Origin of the sequence: Marinobacter sp. C2H3, assembly GCF_037080155.1 — a bacterium.
Taxonomy (GTDB): Bacteria; Pseudomonadota; Gammaproteobacteria; order Pseudomonadales; family Oleiphilaceae; genus Marinobacter.
Window position 1 is genome coordinate 320,249 of sequence record NZ_JBBBNZ010000002.1, and the last position, 18,885, is coordinate 339,133.

At 63.9% G+C, this 18,885-nt stretch carries 17 protein-coding genes; 5 read left to right on the forward strand and 12 right to left on the reverse strand.

Annotated elements, in window-relative coordinates:
- Positions 1 to 20: 20 nt before the first annotated feature.
- The 4 genes from galE to guaB all read right to left on the reverse strand — a co-directional run bounded on the left by galE (position 21) and on the right by guaB (position 4,618).
- Positions 21 to 1,016 (reverse strand): UDP-glucose 4-epimerase GalE, encoded by a 996-nt coding sequence (gene galE, locus V3388_RS06560; RefSeq protein WP_336366736.1) that lies wholly within the window; start codon positions 1,014 to 1,016, stop codon positions 21 to 23.
- On the reverse strand, positions 1,016 to 1,516 hold the full coding sequence (gene tadA, locus V3388_RS06565; RefSeq protein WP_336366737.1) for a tRNA adenosine(34) deaminase TadA: 501 nt from the start codon (positions 1,514 to 1,516) through the stop codon (positions 1,016 to 1,018). Before tadA ends, galE begins: the two co-directional genes overlap by 1 nt.
- Positions 1,513 to 3,090, reverse strand: coding sequence for a glutamine-hydrolyzing GMP synthase (guaA, locus tag V3388_RS06570; RefSeq protein ID WP_336366738.1), 1,578 nt, complete (start codon positions 3,088 to 3,090; stop codon positions 1,513 to 1,515). Before guaA ends, tadA begins: the two co-directional genes overlap by 4 nt.
- 64 nt (positions 3,091 to 3,154) lie before the next feature.
- Positions 3,155 to 4,618 (reverse strand): IMP dehydrogenase, encoded by a 1,464-nt coding sequence (gene guaB, locus V3388_RS06575; protein WP_336366739.1) that lies wholly within the window; start codon positions 4,616 to 4,618, stop codon positions 3,155 to 3,157.
- A 314-nt stretch (positions 4,619 to 4,932) separates the two neighbouring features.
- Between guaB and xseA the strand changes: the two genes are divergently transcribed.
- The 3 genes from xseA to V3388_RS06590 all read left to right on the forward strand — a co-directional run bounded on the left by xseA (position 4,933) and on the right by V3388_RS06590 (position 8,733).
- Positions 4,933 to 6,288 (forward strand): exodeoxyribonuclease VII large subunit, encoded by a 1,356-nt coding sequence (gene xseA / locus V3388_RS06580; protein WP_336366740.1) that lies wholly within the window; start codon positions 4,933 to 4,935, stop codon positions 6,286 to 6,288.
- 43 nt (positions 6,289 to 6,331) lie between these two features.
- On the forward strand, positions 6,332 to 8,254 hold the full coding sequence (locus V3388_RS06585; RefSeq protein ID WP_336367290.1) for a propionyl-CoA synthetase: 1,923 nt from the start codon (positions 6,332 to 6,334) through the stop codon (positions 8,252 to 8,254).
- Positions 8,255 to 8,523: 269 nt separating this feature from the next.
- On the forward strand, positions 8,524 to 8,733 hold the full coding sequence (locus tag V3388_RS06590) for a cold-shock protein (protein ID WP_008169155.1): 210 nt from the start codon (positions 8,524 to 8,526) through the stop codon (positions 8,731 to 8,733).
- Positions 8,734 to 8,843: 110 nt separating this feature from the next.
- Here V3388_RS06590 and leuA read toward each other — a convergent pair whose 3' ends face one another.
- Positions 8,844 to 10,526 carry a 2-isopropylmalate synthase gene (gene leuA, locus V3388_RS06595; RefSeq protein ID WP_336366741.1) on the reverse strand — a complete coding sequence of 561 codons (1,683 nt, stop codon included), beginning with the start codon at positions 10,524 to 10,526 and terminating at the stop codon, positions 8,844 to 8,846.
- Between the two features lie 145 nt (positions 10,527 to 10,671).
- Between leuA and V3388_RS06600 the strand changes: the two genes are divergently transcribed.
- Positions 10,672 to 11,169 carry an Lrp/AsnC family transcriptional regulator gene (locus V3388_RS06600; RefSeq protein ID WP_336366742.1) on the forward strand — a complete coding sequence of 166 codons (498 nt, stop codon included), beginning with the start codon at positions 10,672 to 10,674 and terminating at the stop codon, positions 11,167 to 11,169.
- Positions 11,170 to 11,266: 97 nt separating this feature from the next.
- Complete coding sequence (locus V3388_RS06605; protein WP_336366743.1) at positions 11,267 to 13,000, forward strand: proline--tRNA ligase; 1,734 nt, start codon at positions 11,267 to 11,269, stop codon at positions 12,998 to 13,000.
- Here the strand turns inward: V3388_RS06605 and murB are convergent.
- The 7 genes from murB to V3388_RS06640 all read right to left on the reverse strand — a co-directional run bounded on the left by murB (position 12,980) and on the right by V3388_RS06640 (position 18,884).
- Positions 12,980 to 14,038, reverse strand: a complete 1,059-nt coding sequence (gene murB, locus V3388_RS06610; RefSeq protein ID WP_336366744.1) for a UDP-N-acetylmuramate dehydrogenase — start codon at positions 14,036 to 14,038, stop codon at positions 12,980 to 12,982. The two genes, V3388_RS06605 and murB, sit on opposite strands and share 21 nt — an antisense overlap.
- Positions 14,035 to 14,529 carry a low molecular weight protein-tyrosine-phosphatase gene (locus tag V3388_RS06615; protein WP_336366745.1) on the reverse strand — a complete coding sequence of 165 codons (495 nt, stop codon included), beginning with the start codon at positions 14,527 to 14,529 and terminating at the stop codon, positions 14,035 to 14,037. The genes murB and V3388_RS06615 overlap by 4 nt, the downstream gene beginning before the upstream one ends.
- Positions 14,522 to 15,328, reverse strand: a complete 807-nt coding sequence (gene kdsB / locus V3388_RS06620) for a 3-deoxy-manno-octulosonate cytidylyltransferase (RefSeq protein ID WP_336366746.1) — start codon at positions 15,326 to 15,328, stop codon at positions 14,522 to 14,524. Before kdsB ends, V3388_RS06615 begins: the two co-directional genes overlap by 8 nt.
- Positions 15,329 to 15,443: 115 nt before the next feature.
- Positions 15,444 to 15,632, reverse strand: a complete 189-nt coding sequence (locus tag V3388_RS06625; RefSeq protein WP_336366747.1) for a Trm112 family protein — start codon at positions 15,630 to 15,632, stop codon at positions 15,444 to 15,446.
- A 30-nt stretch (positions 15,633 to 15,662) separates the two neighbouring features.
- On the reverse strand, positions 15,663 to 16,700 hold the full coding sequence (gene lpxK, locus V3388_RS06630; protein WP_336366748.1) for a tetraacyldisaccharide 4'-kinase: 1,038 nt from the start codon (positions 16,698 to 16,700) through the stop codon (positions 15,663 to 15,665).
- Complete coding sequence (gene msbA, locus V3388_RS06635; protein ID WP_336366749.1) at positions 16,697 to 18,463, reverse strand: lipid A export permease/ATP-binding protein MsbA; 1,767 nt, start codon at positions 18,461 to 18,463, stop codon at positions 16,697 to 16,699. Before msbA ends, lpxK begins: the two co-directional genes overlap by 4 nt.
- Complete coding sequence (locus tag V3388_RS06640; protein ID WP_336366750.1) at positions 18,456 to 18,884, reverse strand: ExbD/TolR family protein; 429 nt, start codon at positions 18,882 to 18,884, stop codon at positions 18,456 to 18,458. Before V3388_RS06640 ends, msbA begins: the two co-directional genes overlap by 8 nt.
- Position 18,885 lies beyond the last annotated feature (1 nt).

The following is an 18,885-nucleotide window of genomic DNA, read 5'->3' on the forward strand; positions in this document are numbered from 1 at the left end:
CGGTATCGGCGCTGGCTGGATCAGCCCTCGCCCTGCGCTTTACGCCGCTGCCAGGTCTTCTCCCAGGCCAGCGCCGTGCGCACAATCGTGGTCAGATCGTCGTAGTCCGGTGTCCAACCCAGCACCCGCTGGATCTTCCGGTTATCGGCCATCAGTGCCGCCGGATCGCCCGCACGGCGGCCGACTTCGGTGACGGACAACGGCTGGCCGGACACCTCGCGCACCACGTCAATTACCTCCCGCACCGTGAACCCGCGGCCGTAGCCGCAGTTCATCACCTGGGACTCGCCGCCCTGGGCCATGTAATCGAGAGCCATCACGTGGGCCTTGGCCAGGTCTTCCACGTGGATGTAATCCCGGATGCAGGTGCCGTCCCGGGTATCGTAGTCCGTGCCGAACAGGCTCATGCCCTCACGCTGGCCGGTGACGCATTCGCAGGCCACCTTGATCAGGTGGGTGGCCTCCGGCGTGGCCTGGCCCAGCCGCCCTTCCGGATTGGCGCCGGCGACGTTGAAATAGCGCAGAATCACGTGCCGCAGAGGTGAGGCGGCGCTCAGGTCCATGATCATCCGTTCGCTCATCATCTTGGACGCGCCGTAGGGATTGATCGGGGCCAGCGGCAGGTCCTCGGTCAGCACCTGCTGTTCGGGCATACCGTACACCGCCGCCGTGGACGAAAACACCAGGTAAGGAACGCCGTGACGCTCGATGGCACGCAAGAGGTTGAGGGTGTTGCGAGTGTTGTTACCGTAATATTTGAGCGGGTTGGTCACCGATTCGGGTACGACGATGTTGGCGGCAAAATGCAGCACCGCGTCGAACCGATGGGCCGCAAAAACCGCTTCCAGAGCGGCGTCGTCCGCCAGATCCCCAACCACAAGTTCGCCGGCGGTGACCGCCCAGCGATAGCCGGTGGACAGATTATCGAACACCACCACGGTGTGGCCGGCTTCGCCGAGCTGGCGTACCACATGGCTGCCGATGTAGCCGGCGCCGCCGGTGACAAGTACGTTCATCAGTGAGAGGACTCCTTCCCTGAAGCAGATTGACGTTGGCGGCGGATATCAGCCCGGCGCCGGCGAAAAAACGCACTCAACAGCTCGCTGCACGACGCCTCCAACACCCCACCCTCGGTCTCGACGGTCCAGTTGAAATGACGGGCGCCCAGCAGACCCAGATTGGACACGACGGCACCGGCTTTCGGCTCCGTCGCGCCATACACGAGCCGCCCTATCCGGCTGTGTACAATCGCGCCCACGCACATGGTGCAGGGCTCCAGGGTCACGTACAGGCGGGCCCCGGACAAACGGTAGTTACCCACGCGGGCGGCTGCGTCACGCAACGCGCGGATTTCCGCGTGGGCCGTCGGATCGCAGCCGGAGATGGGCGCGTTGTAACCGGCACCAATCTCCCGGCCATCAAGCACCACAACGGCCCCCACGGGTACTTCGTTCAGGCGTTCCGCCTGCCGGGCCAACTCAATGGCCCGGGCCATCCAGTATTCGTCGTCGGTCATTCCCACTCAATGGTCGCGGGCGGCTTGGAGGACACGTCGTAGGTCACCCGGGACACACCGCTGATCTCGTTGATGATCCGGTTGGAGACCTTCTCGAGCAGATCGTACGGCAGATGTGCCCAGCGGGCGGTCATGAAATCGATGGTCTCGACGGCGCGCAGCGCGATCACGTACTCATAGCGGCGGGCATCGCCCACCACGCCAACGGACTTCACCGGCAGGAACACGGCAAAGGCCTGGCTGGTCTTGTGGTACAGGTCCGCCCGGTGCAGCTCTTCCAGGAAGATGGCGTCCGCCCGACGCAGGATATCGGCGTATTCCTTCTTGACCTCACCGAGAATACGCACGCCCAGACCCGGTCCCGGGAACGGGTGACGGAACACCATGTCATACGGCAGACCCAGTTCCAGGCCAATGCGACGCACCTCATCCTTGAACAGCTCCCGCAGGGGCTCCACCAGCTTCAGCTTCATGGTTTCCGGCAGGCCACCCACGTTGTGGTGGGATTTGATGACGTGGGCCTTGCCGGTCTTGGACGCGGCGGATTCGATCACGTCCGGGTAGATGGTGCCCTGGGCCAGCCAGTTCACATCCCGAATGGTGGCCGCTTCGTCGTCAAACACTTCAATAAAGGTGTTGCCGATTATCTTCCGCTTCTGCTCCGGATCGCTGACGCCTTTGAGTCGGGACAGGAACTTGTCCTCCGCGTCCGACCGGATCACTTTTACGCCCATGTTCCGGGAGAACATGTCCATCACCTGGTCGCCTTCATGCAGGCGCAGCAGGCCGTTGTCCACGAACACGCAGGTGAGCTGGTCTCCGATGGCCTTGTGCAGCAGCGCAGCGGTCACGGAGGAATCGACACCGCCTGACAGGCCAAGCAGGACCTTATCGCCACCGACCTGGGCGCGAATCTGCTGGACCGCGTCGTCGACGATTTTCGCCGGGGTCCAGAGGGCCTCACAACCACAGATCGTCAGCACAAAATGCTCGAGGATGCGCTTGCCCTGAAGGGTGTGGGTGACTTCCGGATGGAACTGCACGCCGTACAGGTGGCGGCTGACATCCTGCATGGCGGCGATGGGCGCGCTCTCGGTGGACGCCAGCAGCTCGAAGCCCTCGGGCATGCTCACCACCTTGTCACCGTGACTCATCCAGACGTCCAGCAGGGAGTCGCCGGTGGCGGTCAGATGGTCGGTGATATCGCGAAGCAGAGGGCTGGGCGCCCGCACCTTGACCTGCGCGTAGCCGAATTCCCGCTTTTCGGAGCTGGCCACGCGGCCGCCGAGCTGCTCAGCCATGGTCTGCATTCCGTAGCAGATACCCAGAACCGGAATGCCCCGGTCAAACAGCCCGTCCGGCGCCCGAGGGCCGCCCAGCTGCGTCACGGATTCCGGACCACCGGCCAGAATGATGCCCTTCGGCGCGAACGCATCCAGCTCGTCGCTGGTGACGTCGAACGCGCGGATTTCGCAGTAGACCCCGATTTCCCGGACGCGGCGGGCAATAAGCTGGGTGTACTGGGAGCCGAAATCAAGAATCAGGATGCGGTGGTCGTGAATGTTCTGGGCCATGAAATCCTCGGTCGGAAATGAACAACGCGGCCCGGTGCGGGCCGCGTTCGGTCAGGTGCGTAGCTTAGCCGATTCGGTAGTTGGGCGCTTCCTTGGTGATGGTAACGTCGTGCACGTGGCTCTCCCGCATGCCCGCGTTGGTGATGCGGACAAACTCCGGCTTGGTCCGCATTTCATCCATGGTGGCGCTGCCGGTGTAGCCCATGGACGCCCGCAGGCCGCCAACGAGCTGATGGACAATGTTGCGCATCGGGCCCTTGCAGGCCACGCGGCCCTCAATGCCCTCCGGCACCAGCTTCTCAATGCCCTTGCTGGCATCCTGGAAATACCGGTCGCTGGAACCCTGGCCCATGGCGCCAATGGAGCCCATGCCACGGTACGCCTTGTAGCTCCGGCCCTGGTACAGCTCCACCTCACCCGGCGCTTCGTCGGTACCGGCCAGCAGGCTGCCGATCATGACGCTGTGGGCGCCGGCGGCAATGGCCTTCGCGATATCACCGGAGAACCGGATACCGCCGTCGGCAATCACCGGCACACCCCGGTCCCGCAGTGCGGCGGCGACGTTGGACACGGCAGAGATCTGCGGGACGCCAATGCCGGCAACAATCCGGGTGGTGCAAATAGACCCGGGACCAATGCCCACCTTGACCGCGTCTGCACCGGCATCTGCCAGGGCCAGCGCGGCGTGGGAGGTGGCAATGTTGCCGCCGATCACCTGCACTTCCGGGAAGTTCTGTTTCACCCAGCGCACGCGCTCGATCACGCCGCGGGAATGGCCGTGGGCGGTGTCCACCACGATCACGTCAACGCCGGCTTCCGCCAGGGCAGCAACCCGGGCTTCGGTATCACCGCCGGTGCTGACGGCGGCACCCACCCGCAGGCGGCCGAATTCATCCTTGCAGGCCAACGGGTAATCCTTGGCTTTCTGGATGTCCTTGACAGTGATCAGGCCGCGCAGCTGGAACTGGTCGTTCACCACCAGTACCTTCTCGATGCGATTACGGTGCAGCAGTTCTTTCACTTCGTCCAGGCTGGCACCTTCTTTCACGGTGACCAGCTTTTCCTTGGGCGTCATGATCTCACGCACCGGGGTGTCCATGCGGCTCTCAAAACGGATGTCCCGGCCGGTAACGATGCCCACCAGCTCGTTGCCATCCACCACCGGCAGGCCGGAGATGTTGTTGGCGGTGGTGATGTCCACCAGCTCGTGTACGGTGGTTTCCGGCGTGACGGTGATCGGATCCTTGACCACGCCGCTTTCGAATTTCTTGACCTTGCGAACGGCAGCCGCCTGCTTCTCCACGGACATGTTCTTGTGCATGATGCCGATGCCGCCTTCCTGGGCCATGGCGATGGCCAGCTCGGCTTCCGTCACCGTGTCCATGGCGGCGGACAGCAGCGGAATGTTCAGCGTGATACCCCGGGTCAGCTGGGTCCTGAGGTCCACCTGGTGCGGCAGGACTTCGGAGTAACCGGGGACCAGGAGAACATCGTCAAACGTGAGGGCCTCTTCGGCAATTCGCAGCATTGGGATCCGCCTTCTGAACGTGCTAAGTTTAGGTGTTGCCCGGGCGCCCCGACTGGCGCGCCGCCGCCGGGAACCCTGGCTGTGGCGCTCCCGACGCCTTAATCGGACTATTATAAAGGGCGGCCCCGGCCCAGTAAACCGCAGCGTTTTCAAGGGTCGCTTGCATGTTTTTGAAATTCCGGTAATTTTGCGGACTTGTTTTCGGCTATTGCGTACAGCAAACCGGATAAGTCCGGAACCGCGCTACGGCCCGTAACCGGAAACCGCCCGATCAGCCCATCACCCAAACGATCACCAGACACAGGAAGCCGGTTTTGCTCCCCAGGGCACTCAGCGTCAGCGAATTGAATCACCAGGCCCGCCACCTGCTGGAATCCAGCTTTATGCAGGTCTGGGTGGAGGGCGAACTGTCCGGGTTTTCGCGGCCATCCTCCGGCCACTGGTACTTCTCCCTCAAGGACGCCCGCTGCCAGGTGCGCTGCGCCATGTTTCGGGGTTTCAACCAGCGGGTTCGCGCCCTTCCCCGGGAGGGTGATCAGGTGCGCATCCGGGGCAAAGTCACCCTGTACGAGAATCGGGGTGATTTCCAGATTGTGGTGGAGCACCTGGAGCCCGCCGGCGAAGGCGCACTTCAGCAGGCGTTCGAGGCCCTGAAACAGCGCCTGCAGGCCGAGGGCCTGTTTGATCCGGCCCACAAGCGACCGCTGCCAACGCTGCCCCGACACATCGGCGTGGTGACCTCCCCTACCGGCGCCGCCATCCACGACATCCTGACCGTCCTAGCCCGGCGTTGCCCTGGCATTCCGGTCACACTGTATCCAACGGCGGTGCAGGGTAAGGCCGCCACCCAGGAGATTGTGGACGCCATCGGCCTGGCCCAGGCCCACGGCGTGGCAGACGTGCTGATCATCGGGCGCGGCGGCGGGTCCCTGGAAGACCTGTGGTGTTTTAACGAGGAAGCCGTGGCCCGTGCCATCGCCACCTGTACGATTCCCACGGTCAGCGCCGTCGGCCATGAAGTGGATGTGACCATCGCCGATTTCGTGGCCGATCTGCGAGCGCCCACACCGTCGGCCGCGGCCGAGAAAGTCTCGCCGGACGTGCGCCACTGGCTGAACCAGCTGGACGCTCAGGGCGCCCGGCTGGCGCGTTCCATGGCGGCGTCCGTGCAGCGCAGCCGGGTCCGGATGGAACATCTGCGAGCGCGCCTTAAAGACCCCCGTCGGAACCTTCAGGAGACCGCCCAACGCCTGGACGACCTGGACCTGCGCCTGAATCGCGCTCTGGCCGCCCGGATGGGCCAGGCCCGCACCCGGGCTGAACACCTATCCGCGCGGCTGGCCACCCAATCCCCCGGGCGCATCCTGCCCGCCCGCCGGGAACAGGTTGCCACTGCCCTGCAGCGACTGGAGCGATCCACCCGGCAGCACCTGCGGCGCCAGCACGAACGCTGGAACCATCTTGCGCAGAGCTTGCACCTGGTCAGCCCGCTGGCCACCCTGGGCCGGGGCTACGCCATCGTGCGTGGCCCTTCGGGCCAAATTGTCCGGGACGCGGCCAGCCTGGCTCCCGGCGACACCATCACCGCACGGGTTGCCCACGGCGATATCGAAGCCACCGTGGCCGGTGTAACCCCCACAGAAGCCGCCACTGGCAAGGCTGGCGACTAAGCCAATGGTCTACTAGTTCATACCCGCAAAGCGCCTACAGTGTCTGGCATACCGATCCAAAAATAACAACAGACACAACGAGGTGGCACCCATGAACTACGTTTCTGAATTCCGCCGCTCGATAGACCACCGGGACGATTTCTGGCGTGAGCAGGCGGCCAATATTGACTGGATTACGCCGCCCAAGACCATCTGGCGCGCCCGGGACAACGGCCATGGCGACTGGTTTCCAGACGGCACGCTGAATTCCTGCGACATCGCCCTGGACGCCAACATCCGCGCTGGCCGGGGCGACCAGGCCGCCCTCATTTACGATTCCCCCGTCACCGGCACACAGCGGCGTTACACCTTCAACCAACTGACCGACGAAGTGGCCCGGTTTGCTGGCGGCCTGTCTGCCCGGGGCGTCACCAAAGGCGACCGGGTGATTATCTACATGCCGATGATTCCCGAAGCCGTCATTGCCATGCTGGCCTGCGCGCGCCTCGGGGCCATTCACTCGGTGGTGTTCGGCGGCTTTGCCGCCAACGAACTGGCCGTGCGGATTGAAGACGCCACGCCCAAGGCGCTGATCACCGCCTCCTGCGGTATCGAAGTCAGTCGGGTCATTGAATACAAACCCCTGGTGGATAAGGCACTGGACCAGTGCAAGCACCAGCCGGACCTGTGCGTCGTGTTCCAGCGCCCACAGGTGGCTGCGTCTTTGAAAGCCGGACGTGACGAAGACTGGGTCTCCGTGATGGCCGATGCCCAGCCGGTTGATCCGGTTCCCGTCAATGCCACCGATCCGCTGTACATTCTTTACACCTCCGGCACCACCGGCAAACCCAAGGGCGTGGTCCGGGATAACGGCGGCCATGCCGTTGCCCTGCGCTACAGCATGAAGCTGGTGTACGACGCCAACCCGGGCGACGTTTACTGGGCCGCATCGGACGTCGGCTGGGTGGTGGGCCACAGCTACATCGTTTATGGCCCGCTGTTCGCCGGCTGCACTACCGTGCTGTACGAAGGCAAGCCGGTGAAAACGCCGGATGCCGGCGCGTTCTGGCGGGTGGTACAGGACCACAAGGTCAACCTTCTGTTTACCGCGCCCACGGCATTCCGGGCCGTGCGCAAGGAAGACCCGGAGGCAGACGAGTTGGCCAAATACGACATCCACTCCCTCAAACGCATTTTCCTGGCCGGAGAGCGCCTTGACCCGCCCACCTATGAATGGTTGCGGGAGCGTACCGGCCTGCCCATTCTCGATCACTGGTGGCAAACCGAGACCGGCTGGGCCATCTGCTGCAACCCGGTGGGCATCGAGATGATGGAAACCCGCCCGGGCTCGGCCACCGTTCCCTCTCCCGGCTATGATGTGCAGGTGCTCAGCCCCATGGGCCAGCCGCTGCCTGCCGGCGAACAGGGCGACATTGTGGTGCGCCTGCCACTGCCACCGGGCTGTATGGTGACGGTCTGGGGCGACGACGAGCGCTTTCGTCGCACCTATCTGGAGCCCGCGCCGGGCTATTACAGCTCCGGGGACGGTGGCTACATCGACGAAGACGGCTATGTGTTCATTATGGGGCGTACCGACGACGTGATTAACGTGGCGGGCCACCGGCTTTCCACCGGGGAAATGGAAGAGGTCGTTGCCTCCCACCCAGCGGTAGCGGAATGTTGCGTGGTGGGTGCCCAGGACGAGCTGCGGGGCCAGGTACCGATTGGCCTGGTACTGGTCAAAGACGGCGCCACCATCGACCACGACGAGTTGGAAGAAGAGCTGGTGGAGATGGTGCGGGAGAAAATCGGTGCGGTCGCCTGCTTCCGGCGGGCCATGGTGGTCGAGCGGCTGCCGAAAACCCGTTCCGGCAAGATTCTCCGCCGCATCATCCGGCAGATTGCCGATGGCGAGCAGTACGCCGTTCCCAGCACCATTGACGACCCGGCCATCCTTGAGGAAATCAGCGATCGATTCCGCCATTAATAGGCCGGCCAATCAGGCCACAGCCCTTGCGCCACAGGCCTTCAAGGGCATTGAGCGCAAGTGGCTGAAAAACCATTGACGGTCCGGAAAGTCGGTCTATACTGAATTTGCTGTGAAAATGCAGCGGTATTTGGTGAAAGAGTGTCAAACGTCCTGCCCCCGTGCGAATCGTTGCCCCTTCCTCCGTTACGCTCTGGATTTCTCAGCGGAATTCCCAAAAGGAATAGAAGGTCCCGTGAGGGCAAATTCTTGAAAGACAGGAAAGATCCATGTCCGATACAAAAACCGGCCACGTGAAGTGGTTTAACGAGTCCAAGGGTTTCGGCTTTATCGCCCAGGACGGTGGCAGTGACGTTTTCGTTCACTACAGCGCAATCAACGCCAGCGGTTTCCGTACCCTGACCGAAGGTCAGCAGGTGCAGTTCACCGTGACCCAGGGCCCGAAAGGTCCCCAAGCGGAAAACGTAACCCCGGTCTAAGGGCGTTACGCGGACCGCGCCCTTGCCCCTCACGGGCAGTGGTTGCTGTTCAGGCACAAACAAAGAGGCCGGCATTTGCCGGCCTCTTTGCGTCTGGGGGTAGCGTCCGGTCAGGCGTCGGCCGCTTCCGCCTCCGGCATGGTGACCCCCACGGCCTGGGCCACGGCCGAGAACAGCGCTTGCAGGGTGGCTGACGTGGTGTCTTCTGCCAGCGCGGCGGCGCTGCAGGGCTTACCGTTCACCGTCAGGCGGATGCACGCCAGCGCGTTGGCGTTGGTGCCTTCACTCAAGGCAAACTCATCGTAGGCCTCTACGGCCAGGGCGATGCCAAATCGCCGCTCCAGCGCATCGGACACTGCCTCGACGGCGCCCAATCCGCGGCCGGTCAGCGATACCGGATCTGCCGATTCGCCCACACTGACTTCCGCCTGAACCCCTTCTTCGTTGCGGTGCAGGTCATAGGCGCGCAGCGCCCAGTCCGGATGCACCTTCAGATAGCGCTCCTCGAACAGCCGATGAATGGTGTGGGAATCCACCTCACCGCCGTCGGTCTCGGCCTCCCGCTGCACCACCTTACTGAACTCAATCTGCAGCCAGCGCGGCAGGCTGATGTTGTAGTCCCGCTCCAGCACATAGGCCACGCCGCCCTTGCCGGACTGGCTGTTGATGCGCACCACTTCCTCGTAGCGGCGGCCCAGGTCGGACGGATCGATTGGCAGATAGGCCACGTGCCAGGCATCGCCTTCCCTGCGCTTGGACAGGCATTTGCGGATGGCGTCCTGATGGCTGCCGGAAAACGCGGTAAACACCAGCTCGCCGGCGTACGGGTGCCGGGGATGGGTGGAAATCTCGGTGCAGGCCTCTACCACTTCGGTGATTTCCGCCATGCCGGACAGGTCCAGCATGGGGTCAATGCCCTGGGAGTAGAGGTTCATGGCCATGGTGACCAGGTCCATGTTACCGGTGCGCTCGCCGTTGCCCATCAGGGTGCCTTCCACCCGGTCGGCACCGCCCATCACCGCCAGCTCGGCGGCCGCCACGGCACAGCCGCGGTCGTTGTGGGTGTGCACGCTGATGCTCAGGTGCTCACGGTAGCGGATGGTGTCGCAGATCCACTCGATCTGGTCCGCAAACACGTTCGGGGTGGCCATTTCCACCGTAGCCGGCAGGTTGATGATCACCGGCTGGCCCTGGTCGGGGCGCCAGACCTCGGTGACCGCATCAATCACTTCGGCCGCAAAATCCAGCTCCGTGCCGGTGAAGCTCTCGGGGGAATACTGGAACGTCCACTCGGTGTCCGGGAAGCCGGCCGCCAGCTCTTTTACCAGCCGGGCGCCGTTGACGGCGATGTCCCGGATGCCAGCCCGGTCCAGGCCGAATACCTGCTCCCGCTGCACCGTGGAGGTGGAGTTGTACACGTGCACAATCGCCCGGCGGGCGCCCTTGAGGGCCTCATAGGTGCGCTCGATCAGCTCCGGCCGCGCCTGGGTCAGCACCTGGATTTTCACGTCCTCCGGAATGCGTTTTTCTTCAATCAGTTTCCGGCAGAAATCGAAATCCGGCTGGCTGGCGGACGGGAAACCGATCTCGATTTCCTTGAAGCCCAGCTTCACCAGCAGATCAAACATCCGCTGCTTCTGGGCCACGGACATGGGTTTAACCAGCGCCTGATTCCCGTCCCGGAGGTCCACCGCACACCAGGTCGGTGCTTTCTCGATGACGCGGCTCGGCCAGCGGCGATCGGCTTTCGCGATGGGTTTGAACGGCACGTATTTGCGATGATCAAAAGCCATGGTGATGTTCCTTGTAACAGCCAGGGACAGACGTTGATTTACAACACATGATAACGCAGCCGCGCCGATATTTGATTGCGAATTTCTGACTAAACCGGTTATTTTGAACAGATAACACTCACATATTTCATTTGAGCGCAATTTCATGCCAATAAAAGACAAAGAGCTGGTAACGTTGGACCGCACCGACCGGCGCATTCTGGAGGAGCTGCAAAAAGACGGCGCCGCCTCCAACCAGGAACTGGCCGAGCGGGTGGGATTGTCTCCCTCCCCCTGCCTGCGCCGTGTACGCGCCCTGGAAGACGCCGGGGTGATCCTGCGCCGGGAGATCATCCTGGACCACAAGCGGCTCGGGCTTTCCCTGACCGCCATCATCCTGATCGGCATGGACCGGCACACCCCAGAGCGGTTTGCCGCGTTCGAGGACAAGGTCCGGGGTTATCCGGAGGTACAGGAGTGCTACCTGGTGACCGGCCAGGACGCGGACTACATGTTGAAAGTGGTGGTACCGGATATGGACCATTACCACCATTTCCTGCTCAACCACATCACCCGCATTCAGGGCGTCAGCGGAGTACATTCCAGCTTTGTGCTGCGCCGGGTCATCGACACCAACGCCCTGCCCCTGGGCTACCTGGCCTGAGCGGCCGCCGATCTGTACCTGAACCGGCGGGCTCCGTACAATAGCGCGCAAACCTGCGATAGCCAGCAACCACGAATCACGCCAGACGGAAGACACCATGCGAGCAAGCCGCTACCTGATTGCCACCCAGAAAGAGACGCCCGCCGACGCCGAGATCGTCAGCCACCAGATGATGCTGCGTGCCGGTATGATCCGCAAACTCGCGGCCGGCTTGTACACCTGGCTGCCGATGGGTCTGCGCACGCTGCGCAAGGTCGAGCGCATTGTCCGCGAGGAGATGGACAAAAGCGGCGCCCAGGAAGTACTGATGCCGGCGGTACAGCCGGCGGAGCTGTGGCAGGAATCCGGTCGCTGGACCAAATACGGCGGTGAGCTACTGCGCATGAACGACCGCCACGGCCGTGAATTTTGCTTCGGCCCGACCCACGAGGAAGTCATCACCGACCTGATCCGCAACGAGCTCAAGAGCTACAAGGAACTGCCGGCCAACTTCTACCAGGTCCAGACCAAGTTCCGGGACGAGCGCCGTCCGCGCTTCGGGGTGATGCGTGCCCGGGAATTCATCATGAAGGACGCCTACTCCTTCCACGTGAACGCCGAGTCCCTGGATGAGACCTACCAGGTAATGCACCGCACCTATTGCAGCATCTTCGACCGTCTCGGGCTGGACTACCGCCCGGTGCAGGCGGATTCCGGCGCCATCGGCGGCAGCGCGTCCCACGAATTCCATGTGCTGGCCTCGTCCGGCGAGGACGCCATCGTGTTCAGCAATGGCAGCGATTACGCCGCCAACATCGAGAAAGCGGAAGCGGTCGCCCCCGCGGGTGAGCGCCCGGCCCCCTCCGAAACCATGGCCGAAGTGGCCACGCCGGGCCAGCGCACCATTGACGACATCTGCATGTTCCTGAAGGTGGACGCCAGCCGCACCGTGAAAACCCTGCTGGTGCACGGCGAAGCGGTCGACGATGGCGAAGCCGGCCTGGTGGCCCTGGTGCTGCGGGGCGATCACACCCTGAACGATATCAAGGCCGAGAACCTGCCCGGTGTCGCCGAACCGCTGACCCTGGCCAGCGACGAAGAAATCCAGAAAGCTACGGGCTGCGAGCCCGGCTCCCTCGGCCCGGTCAACCTGTCGATTCCGGTGATCGTGGACCGAGCGGCCGCTCACCTGGCGGACTTTGTCTGTGGCGCCAACCGCGCCGGCCACCACCTGACCGGTGTGAACTGGGAGCGGGATCTGCCCCTGGGCCGGGTGGAGGACATCCGCAACGTGGTGGAGGGCGACCCCAGCCCAGACGGCCAGGGCACCCTGGAGATCCGCCGCGGCATCGAGGTGGGCCACATTTTCAAGCTCGGCAACAAATACAGCCAGGCCATGAACGCCACCGTGCTGGACGAGAACGGCAAGCAGGTGATTCTGGAGATGGGGTGCTACGGCATTGGCGTGTCGCGGATTGTGGCGGCGTCCATCGAGCAGAACCACGATGATCGCGGCATCATCTGGCCGGATGCCATCGCCCCGTTTGATGTGGCCATCGTCACCCTGAACGCCCACAAATCACCGGCGGTGGCCGAGGCGGGCGACGCGCTCTACGAGCAGCTCCGCCAGGCCGGATTCGACGTGCTGCTGGACGACCGCAACGAGCGGCCGGGCGTTAAGTTTGCGGACATGGAACTGATCGGCATTCCCCACCGGATCGTGGTGTCCGAGCGGGGCCTGACGGCCGGCACGCTGGAATACAAAGGCCGGCGCGACGCCGACAAGCAGGACATTCCCGTCGCGGACGCGCTCAGTTTCCTGATCAACGCCTCACCGCGTGGGGGGCTCTGAGCCCCCGACCACCCCGGGCTCCATCTCCAGCGCCACGCCGAACCGCTCTTCAACCGACGCACGGATGCGTCGGGCCAGGTCCAGCAAGTCGGCGCCGGAGCCACCGGCATGGTTGATCAGCACCAGCGCCTGCCGGCTGTGCACGCCAACACGGGCGTCCCGATGGCCTTTCCAGCCGCACTGGTCAATTAGCCAGCCCGCCGCCAGCTTCACGCCCTCACCCTGATCGTATGAAGGCATGTCCGGGTAGCGGGCCTTCAAACCCTCAAACACGGCGCGATCCACCACCGGATTCTTGAAGAAACTGCCGGCGTTGGGCAGGGTCGAGGGATCCGGCAGCTTGTCACGACGAATCGCCATGACCGTCTCTGCCACCGCCCGGGGCGTTAGCCGGCCACCCCCATCCGACGACCCCAGCCGCTGTTCCAGGCAGTGACGAAGGTCGCCATAGTCCAGGCTGAAGGGCCGGCTTCGGGACAGGCGGAGCCGGATGCCGGTGATGATGTAGCGGCCCGGTTCGTGCTTGAACACGCTGTCCCGATAGCCAAACCGGCACTCCTCGGCACTCAGGTGGCACTCAGCGCCAAGCGCGGTATCCCAGGCGCTCACCGACACCAGGGTGTCACGCAGCTCAACCCCGTAGGCGCCAATGTTCTGAACCGGCGCCGCACCGGCGGTGCCGGGAATCAGCGCCAGGTTTTCAATGCCCCGATAACCCGCGCCGGCGGCGTAAAGTACCGCCTCATGCCAGGGCTCACCAGCCCCCAGCGCCAGAATGGCGGTGTCGTCCTCAACCTGCTCCCAGCGACGGCCACGGATGGCCATGTGGATCACCAGGGCGTCGACATCACCAGCGAACAACAGGTTGCTGCCGCCCCCAAGGATCAGCGCCGGCAGCCCCAGGTCATCGGCTCGGGCCAGCAGGCCGGGCAGTTCCCTGGATTGGCCCAGGGCCGCAAAGTATCGGGCCCGGGCGTCGAGACCCAAGGTATTGAACGGCCGGAGGCTCACGCCTTCCCGCAACGCCGGTGCGGTCATGGCCGCCCTACCGTCGGCAACGATGGACGCAGTTCGTCCAGCAGCGCTCGGCCCGCGTCCTCGATCAGATCCAGAACCTGTTCAAAGCCCGCCTCACCGCCGAAATACGGGTCCGGCACCTCCGCGAGCCCGCTGCTGCCATGGTTCAGGAACAGCCTGGGGCGGGTTCCACCGTGGCTCTGCCACAGACGCTCGACGTCCTGCAGGTTCTGGCGATCCATGACCAACACGTGGTCGAAACGCTGCAAATCACCGGCATTGATCTGTCTGGCCCGCAGCCCGCTGATATCAATACCCCGACGGAGCGCCGCCGCAATGGCACGGGTGTCCGGCGCCTTGCCGATGTGCCAGTCGCCGGTGCCGCAGGAATCAATATGGACCTGTTCTGCCAGCCCCTCGTTCTCGACCAGAGCCCGGAAGACGCCTTCGGCGCTCGGGGAGCGGCAGATGTTACCCAGGCAGACAAACAGGATTCGGGTGGGTTCAGCCATGCTCGCCCTCCTGCCCCTGCCGGCCCGCGCGCGCTTCCAACCAGGCCCGGACCCGGACCAGGTCCGCCTCGGTATCAACCCCCCCCGGCGGGCTCTCCAAAGCCACGTCCACATGAATGCGGGCGCCGTGGTAAAGCGCCCTCAACTGCTCAAGGCTCTCGGTGCGCTCCGTCGGTGCCGGCGGCCACTGGACGAACTCCCCCAGCACCCTCGCCCGATAGCCGTAAATTCCGATATGCCGGAAATACCCGATGGTCTCGGGCAGCGACGCGGTCTCCGGTGTCGGCCGGTTGCCCCAGAGGTCCCGGGCCCAGGGAATGGGGGCACGGCTGAAGTAGTGGGCCATGCCCTCGGCGTCGAACACCACCTTGACGACGTTCGGGTTAAACACCGACGCCATGTCGTGGATGCGCTCGCACAGGGTGGCAATGGCCGCGTCCGGATAGCGCTCCAGGTTGTCGGCAACCTGGTTGATCAAGGTGGCCGGCAGCAGGGGCTCATCTCCCTGCACGTTGACGATACGGTGCTCACCCTCAAGGCCGAGCCGCCGGGCAACCTCTTCCAGCCGGTCGGTGCCGCTGGGGTGGGTTGGCTCGGTCAGGACCACCTCGGCACCGAACCCTTCGCAGGCCTCCCGAATCCGGTCGTCGTCGGTGGCGATCACCACACGGTCCGCGTCGCTCTCCCACGCCCGCTCCCAGACGTGCCGCACCATCGGCTTACCGGCAATGTCCGCCAGCGGCTTGCCGGGCAGACGGGTGGAGGCGTAACGGGCTGGGATCACAACGGTAAAGGACATGGCTGGTTCCGTTCAGACTCAATGGGTGGACTCGGTGCTGGACTCAATGGCGGACCCGGTAAACTGATCCGCGCGACTCAGCGCTCAAGTGCGTAAGGCGTTACGGCCCGGCCGTTCAGTGCTTGTCCAGGCGCTCATCGGTGGACAGGGTCCGGGCCTCACCGGCCAGCATCACCGGGATGCCCTCGCGAATCGGAAACGCCATGGCGTCCGGATAGCAGATCAGCTCGGTCTTCTCCGGATTAAGGGTCAGTTCTCCTTTGCACACCGGGCAGGCCAGCAGGGCAATGAGCTTTTTATCCATGGTCAATCTCCGGGAACGGGCGTAATAGCATCAATAGACTGACGACCGGCAGTGGGCCAGCCGATCCAGAAAGGCATTCAAGGCAGCCGCGGGCAACTGAGCCTCAACCGCCAGGTACCAGGCATTGTCGGGCGCGATATCCCGGCATTTTACGGCGTCTTTGGCGGTCATCACCAGCCACTCCTCAGGCTCTGTCGTGAGCTCGCTGGCCCGGAAGGCATGGTGATCGGCAAACGGCGTGGCCCGCACGTTGGCACCCAGGGCGTCCAGGGTGGCGAAAAACCGGGCGGGGTTGCCAATACCGGCAATGGCGTGCACCGACTGCCCGTCCAGGTCTGACAGCGGCCGCCGCTGACCGGAACGAACGTGAATCAGGGCTGACGGCGTGAGGGTCATCGGATACATGTCCGGGTGCTCAATGTCGCCAAAGCCGGTCAGCCGACCACCCTCGCCAAGCGGCTGGGCCGCGGCTGCACCGTTGACCACCACAAAGTCCACACCGGAAAGGCGTGATATCGGCTCCCTGAGCGGCCCCACCGGAATAAGCGCGCCGTTGCCAACGCCGCGGGCACCATCAAACACCGCCAGCTCAATGTCTCTGGGCAACGGGTAATGCTGCAGGCCGTCGTCGCAGATCAGCACATCACCCAGCTGCCGCGCCACCACCCATTCGGCGGCCCGCCGGCGCTTGGGGTCTACCACCACCGGAACGCCGGTTTCCCGGGCCAGCATCACGGGCTCGTCGCCGGCGTCGGTCGCCGGCGTATCGGCGGTGACCAGCAGCGGGTAATGACCCGCCTTACCACCGTAGCCGCGGCTGAGGATGACCGGCTGCCAGCCCCTGTCCGCCATGGCTTTGACCAAACGTGCGGTCAGCGGGGATTTTCCGGTGCCACCGGCGGTAAGGTTACCGACCACCACCACTGGCAGCGGCAGGGGCTCGTTACGGGCTCGCCAGGCGGCACGGCGACGGCGCTCACTGACGGCACGGTAAAGCCAGGCCAGCGGCGCCAGAAACCCGAGCGGCCGGCCTCGGCCATACCACAGGCGATCGACCAGGCCGCTCATGCTGGTTCGGTGAACTGCATCCGGTGGAGCTGAGCGTAGGCGCCACCGGCAGCCAGAAGCTCGTCGTGACGGCCGGATTCCACGATTCTGCCCTGCTCCATCACCAGGATACGGTCGGCGTTTTCGATGGTGGACAGCCGGTGCGCGATGACCAGAGTCGTGCGGCCCTTCATCACCGTCTCCAGAGCTTCCTGGATGTGACGCTCCGATTCGGTGTCCAGGGCCGAGGTGGCCTCGTCCAGAATCAGGATGGGGGCGTCCTTCAGCAGCGCCCGGGCAATGGCCAGCCGCTGGCGCTGGCCGCCGGACAGCATGACGCCGTTGTCTCCGATCATCGTGTCGAGACCTTCGGGCATGCGGTCAATGAACTCCAGGGCATGGGCCTTGGCGGCAGCTTCCCGGATCTGCTCCCGGGTAGCGTTACGCAGGGCACCGTAAGCGATATTCGCCGCGACGGTATCATTGAACAGCACCACGTTCTGGGTCACCAGGGCGATCTGGCCCCGAAGCGCCTTGAGCGCGTACTCCGGTAGCGGGTGGCCGTCCAGCCGGATGTCACCGCCCGTGTAATCGTAAAACCGGGGCAGCAGGCTGACCAGGGTGGACTTGCCGCTGCCGGATCGGCCCACCAGCGCCACGCTCTGTCCCGCGGGAATCTGCATGGTGATGTCTTCCAGCACGTTTGGAAGTTCGCGGCGGTAGCGGAACGACACGTGATCGAACTCCAGATCTCCCCGCACCCGCGTTGGCGCGTGCTCACCGCGGTCTTCTTCCGGCGGTTCGTCGATGGCCGCAAACACGTCGCCGGCGGCAGCCACGCCTCTCTGGATTTTGGAATGAATGCTGGTGATCTGGCGAATCGGCTTGGCCATGGTGGTAGCGGCGGTCAGGAAGGCCACCAACTGGCCGGTGGTCATTGCCCCCCGAATCTCCGGAGACAGCATCATCCATACGAGGGCGGCAATGGCCAACGCCACCAGCACCTGAATGACCGGCACACTGGTGGCCTGGGTGGCGGCCATCTTCATGCTCTGTTTCATGTTGCGGTCGTTGACCTGACGAAACCGCTGACGCTCGAAATCCTCACCGCCGAACGTTCGAACCACCCGGTAACCGCTGATGCTTTCGGAGGCAACGTGGGTCAGATCGCCCATGGAGCCCTGAATGCGACGGCTGATACGACGGAAGCGACGGCTCGCGTAGGTCACCACGGCGCCAATGATCGGCCCCACCGTCAGGAAAAGCAGTGTCAGCTTCCAGTTGGTGTAAATCATGAAGCCCAGCAGACCCACCACCGTCAGCCCTTCCCGCAGGGAGGTGGTGACCGCGTTGGTGGTGGCCTCGGAGACCTGTTCGACGTTGTAGGTGAGCTTGGAGACCAGGCGCCCGGAGGCGTTATCGTCAAAATAGCGGGACGGCAGGTCCATCATCCGGTCGAACAGCTGCTCCCGTAGGGCGTTGATCACGTGGCGGCCAACGTAGCTGATGAAATACCCGCTCAGAAAGGTGCCCAGCCCCCGGGACGCAAAGACACCGACGATCAGCAAGGTCAGTACCAGACGGTTTTGGTCCGTCGGATTCTCGATCGCCTTGATCACGTATTCCATCGCCGCCGCCATGCCGGTCGAGGCACTGGCGTAGATGATGTTGCCAATCACCGCGAGAGAGAACGGCAGCCACAGGGGGCGGACATAGCTCAGGAGGCGACGGTAGGTCTCCCAGTTGCCCGGTTCGTTGGCGTCGGATGCTGCGTGGTCACTCACCGTCGCCGGCCTCCCGCTGGGTGGTGATACTGAGCTTGGTGAAGCCCAGGCGACCGGCGACGTCCATGGCGCGCACCACGTATTCATGGGGGGTGCGGGCATCGGCGGTGATCACAAACGGCAGGCTCTGGTTGCCGTTGGCCAGCTCGCGAACACCCCGCTCGAGAGTTTCACGGCGGTTGTTCACCAGCTCCTTGTCGTTCAGCCGGTACTGGCCCTCGGCGTTGATCACCACGTCAATCTGCCGGGCTTTCTCGGTAACCGGCGCATCGGCACTGGCCTCAGGCAGTTGCACCTCTAGGTGACTTTCCCGCGTAAAGGTGGTGGAGACCATGAAAAAAATCAGGAGGAGGAACACCACGTCAATCAGCGGCGTCAGGTCGACGCCCACTTCCTGGCTCCTCTGGCGCTTGAACTTCACG

What these genes read in the sequence shown, in the direction of transcription:
- leuA (WP_336366741.1), bottom strand. Translation starts at nt 10,526, where the DNA reads ATGGCTTTTGATCATCGCAAATACGTGCCGTTCAAACCCATCGCGAAA.
- guaA (WP_336366738.1), bottom strand. Translation starts at nt 3,090, where the DNA reads ATGGCCCAGAACATTCACGACCACCGCATCCTGATTCTTGATTTCGGC.
- V3388_RS06615 (WP_336366745.1), bottom strand. Translation starts at nt 14,529, where the DNA reads ATGGCTGAACCCACCCGAATCCTGTTTGTCTGCCTGGGTAACATCTGC.
- V3388_RS06590 (WP_008169155.1), top strand. Translation starts at nt 8,524, where the DNA reads ATGTCCGATACAAAAACCGGCCACGTGAAGTGGTTTAACGAGTCCAAG.
- lpxK (WP_336366748.1), bottom strand. Translation starts at nt 16,700, where the DNA reads ATGAGCGGCCTGGTCGATCGCCTGTGGTATGGCCGAGGCCGGCCGCTC.
- kdsB (WP_336366746.1), bottom strand. Translation starts at nt 15,328, where the DNA reads ATGTCCTTTACCGTTGTGATCCCAGCCCGTTACGCCTCCACCCGTCTG.
- guaB (WP_336366739.1), bottom strand. Translation starts at nt 4,618, where the DNA reads ATGCTGCGAATTGCCGAAGAGGCCCTCACGTTTGACGATGTTCTCCTG.
- V3388_RS06600 (WP_336366742.1), top strand. Translation starts at nt 10,672, where the DNA reads ATGCCAATAAAAGACAAAGAGCTGGTAACGTTGGACCGCACCGACCGG.
- galE (WP_336366736.1), bottom strand. Translation starts at nt 1,016, where the DNA reads ATGAACGTACTTGTCACCGGCGGCGCCGGCTACATCGGCAGCCATGTG.
- murB (WP_336366744.1), bottom strand. Translation starts at nt 14,038, where the DNA reads ATGACCGCACCGGCGTTGCGGGAAGGCGTGAGCCTCCGGCCGTTCAAT.
- tadA (WP_336366737.1), bottom strand. Translation starts at nt 1,516, where the DNA reads ATGACCGACGACGAATACTGGATGGCCCGGGCCATTGAGTTGGCCCGG.
- V3388_RS06625 (WP_336366747.1), bottom strand. Translation starts at nt 15,632, where the DNA reads ATGGATAAAAAGCTCATTGCCCTGCTGGCCTGCCCGGTGTGCAAAGGA.
- V3388_RS06605 (WP_336366743.1), top strand. Translation starts at nt 11,267, where the DNA reads ATGCGAGCAAGCCGCTACCTGATTGCCACCCAGAAAGAGACGCCCGCC.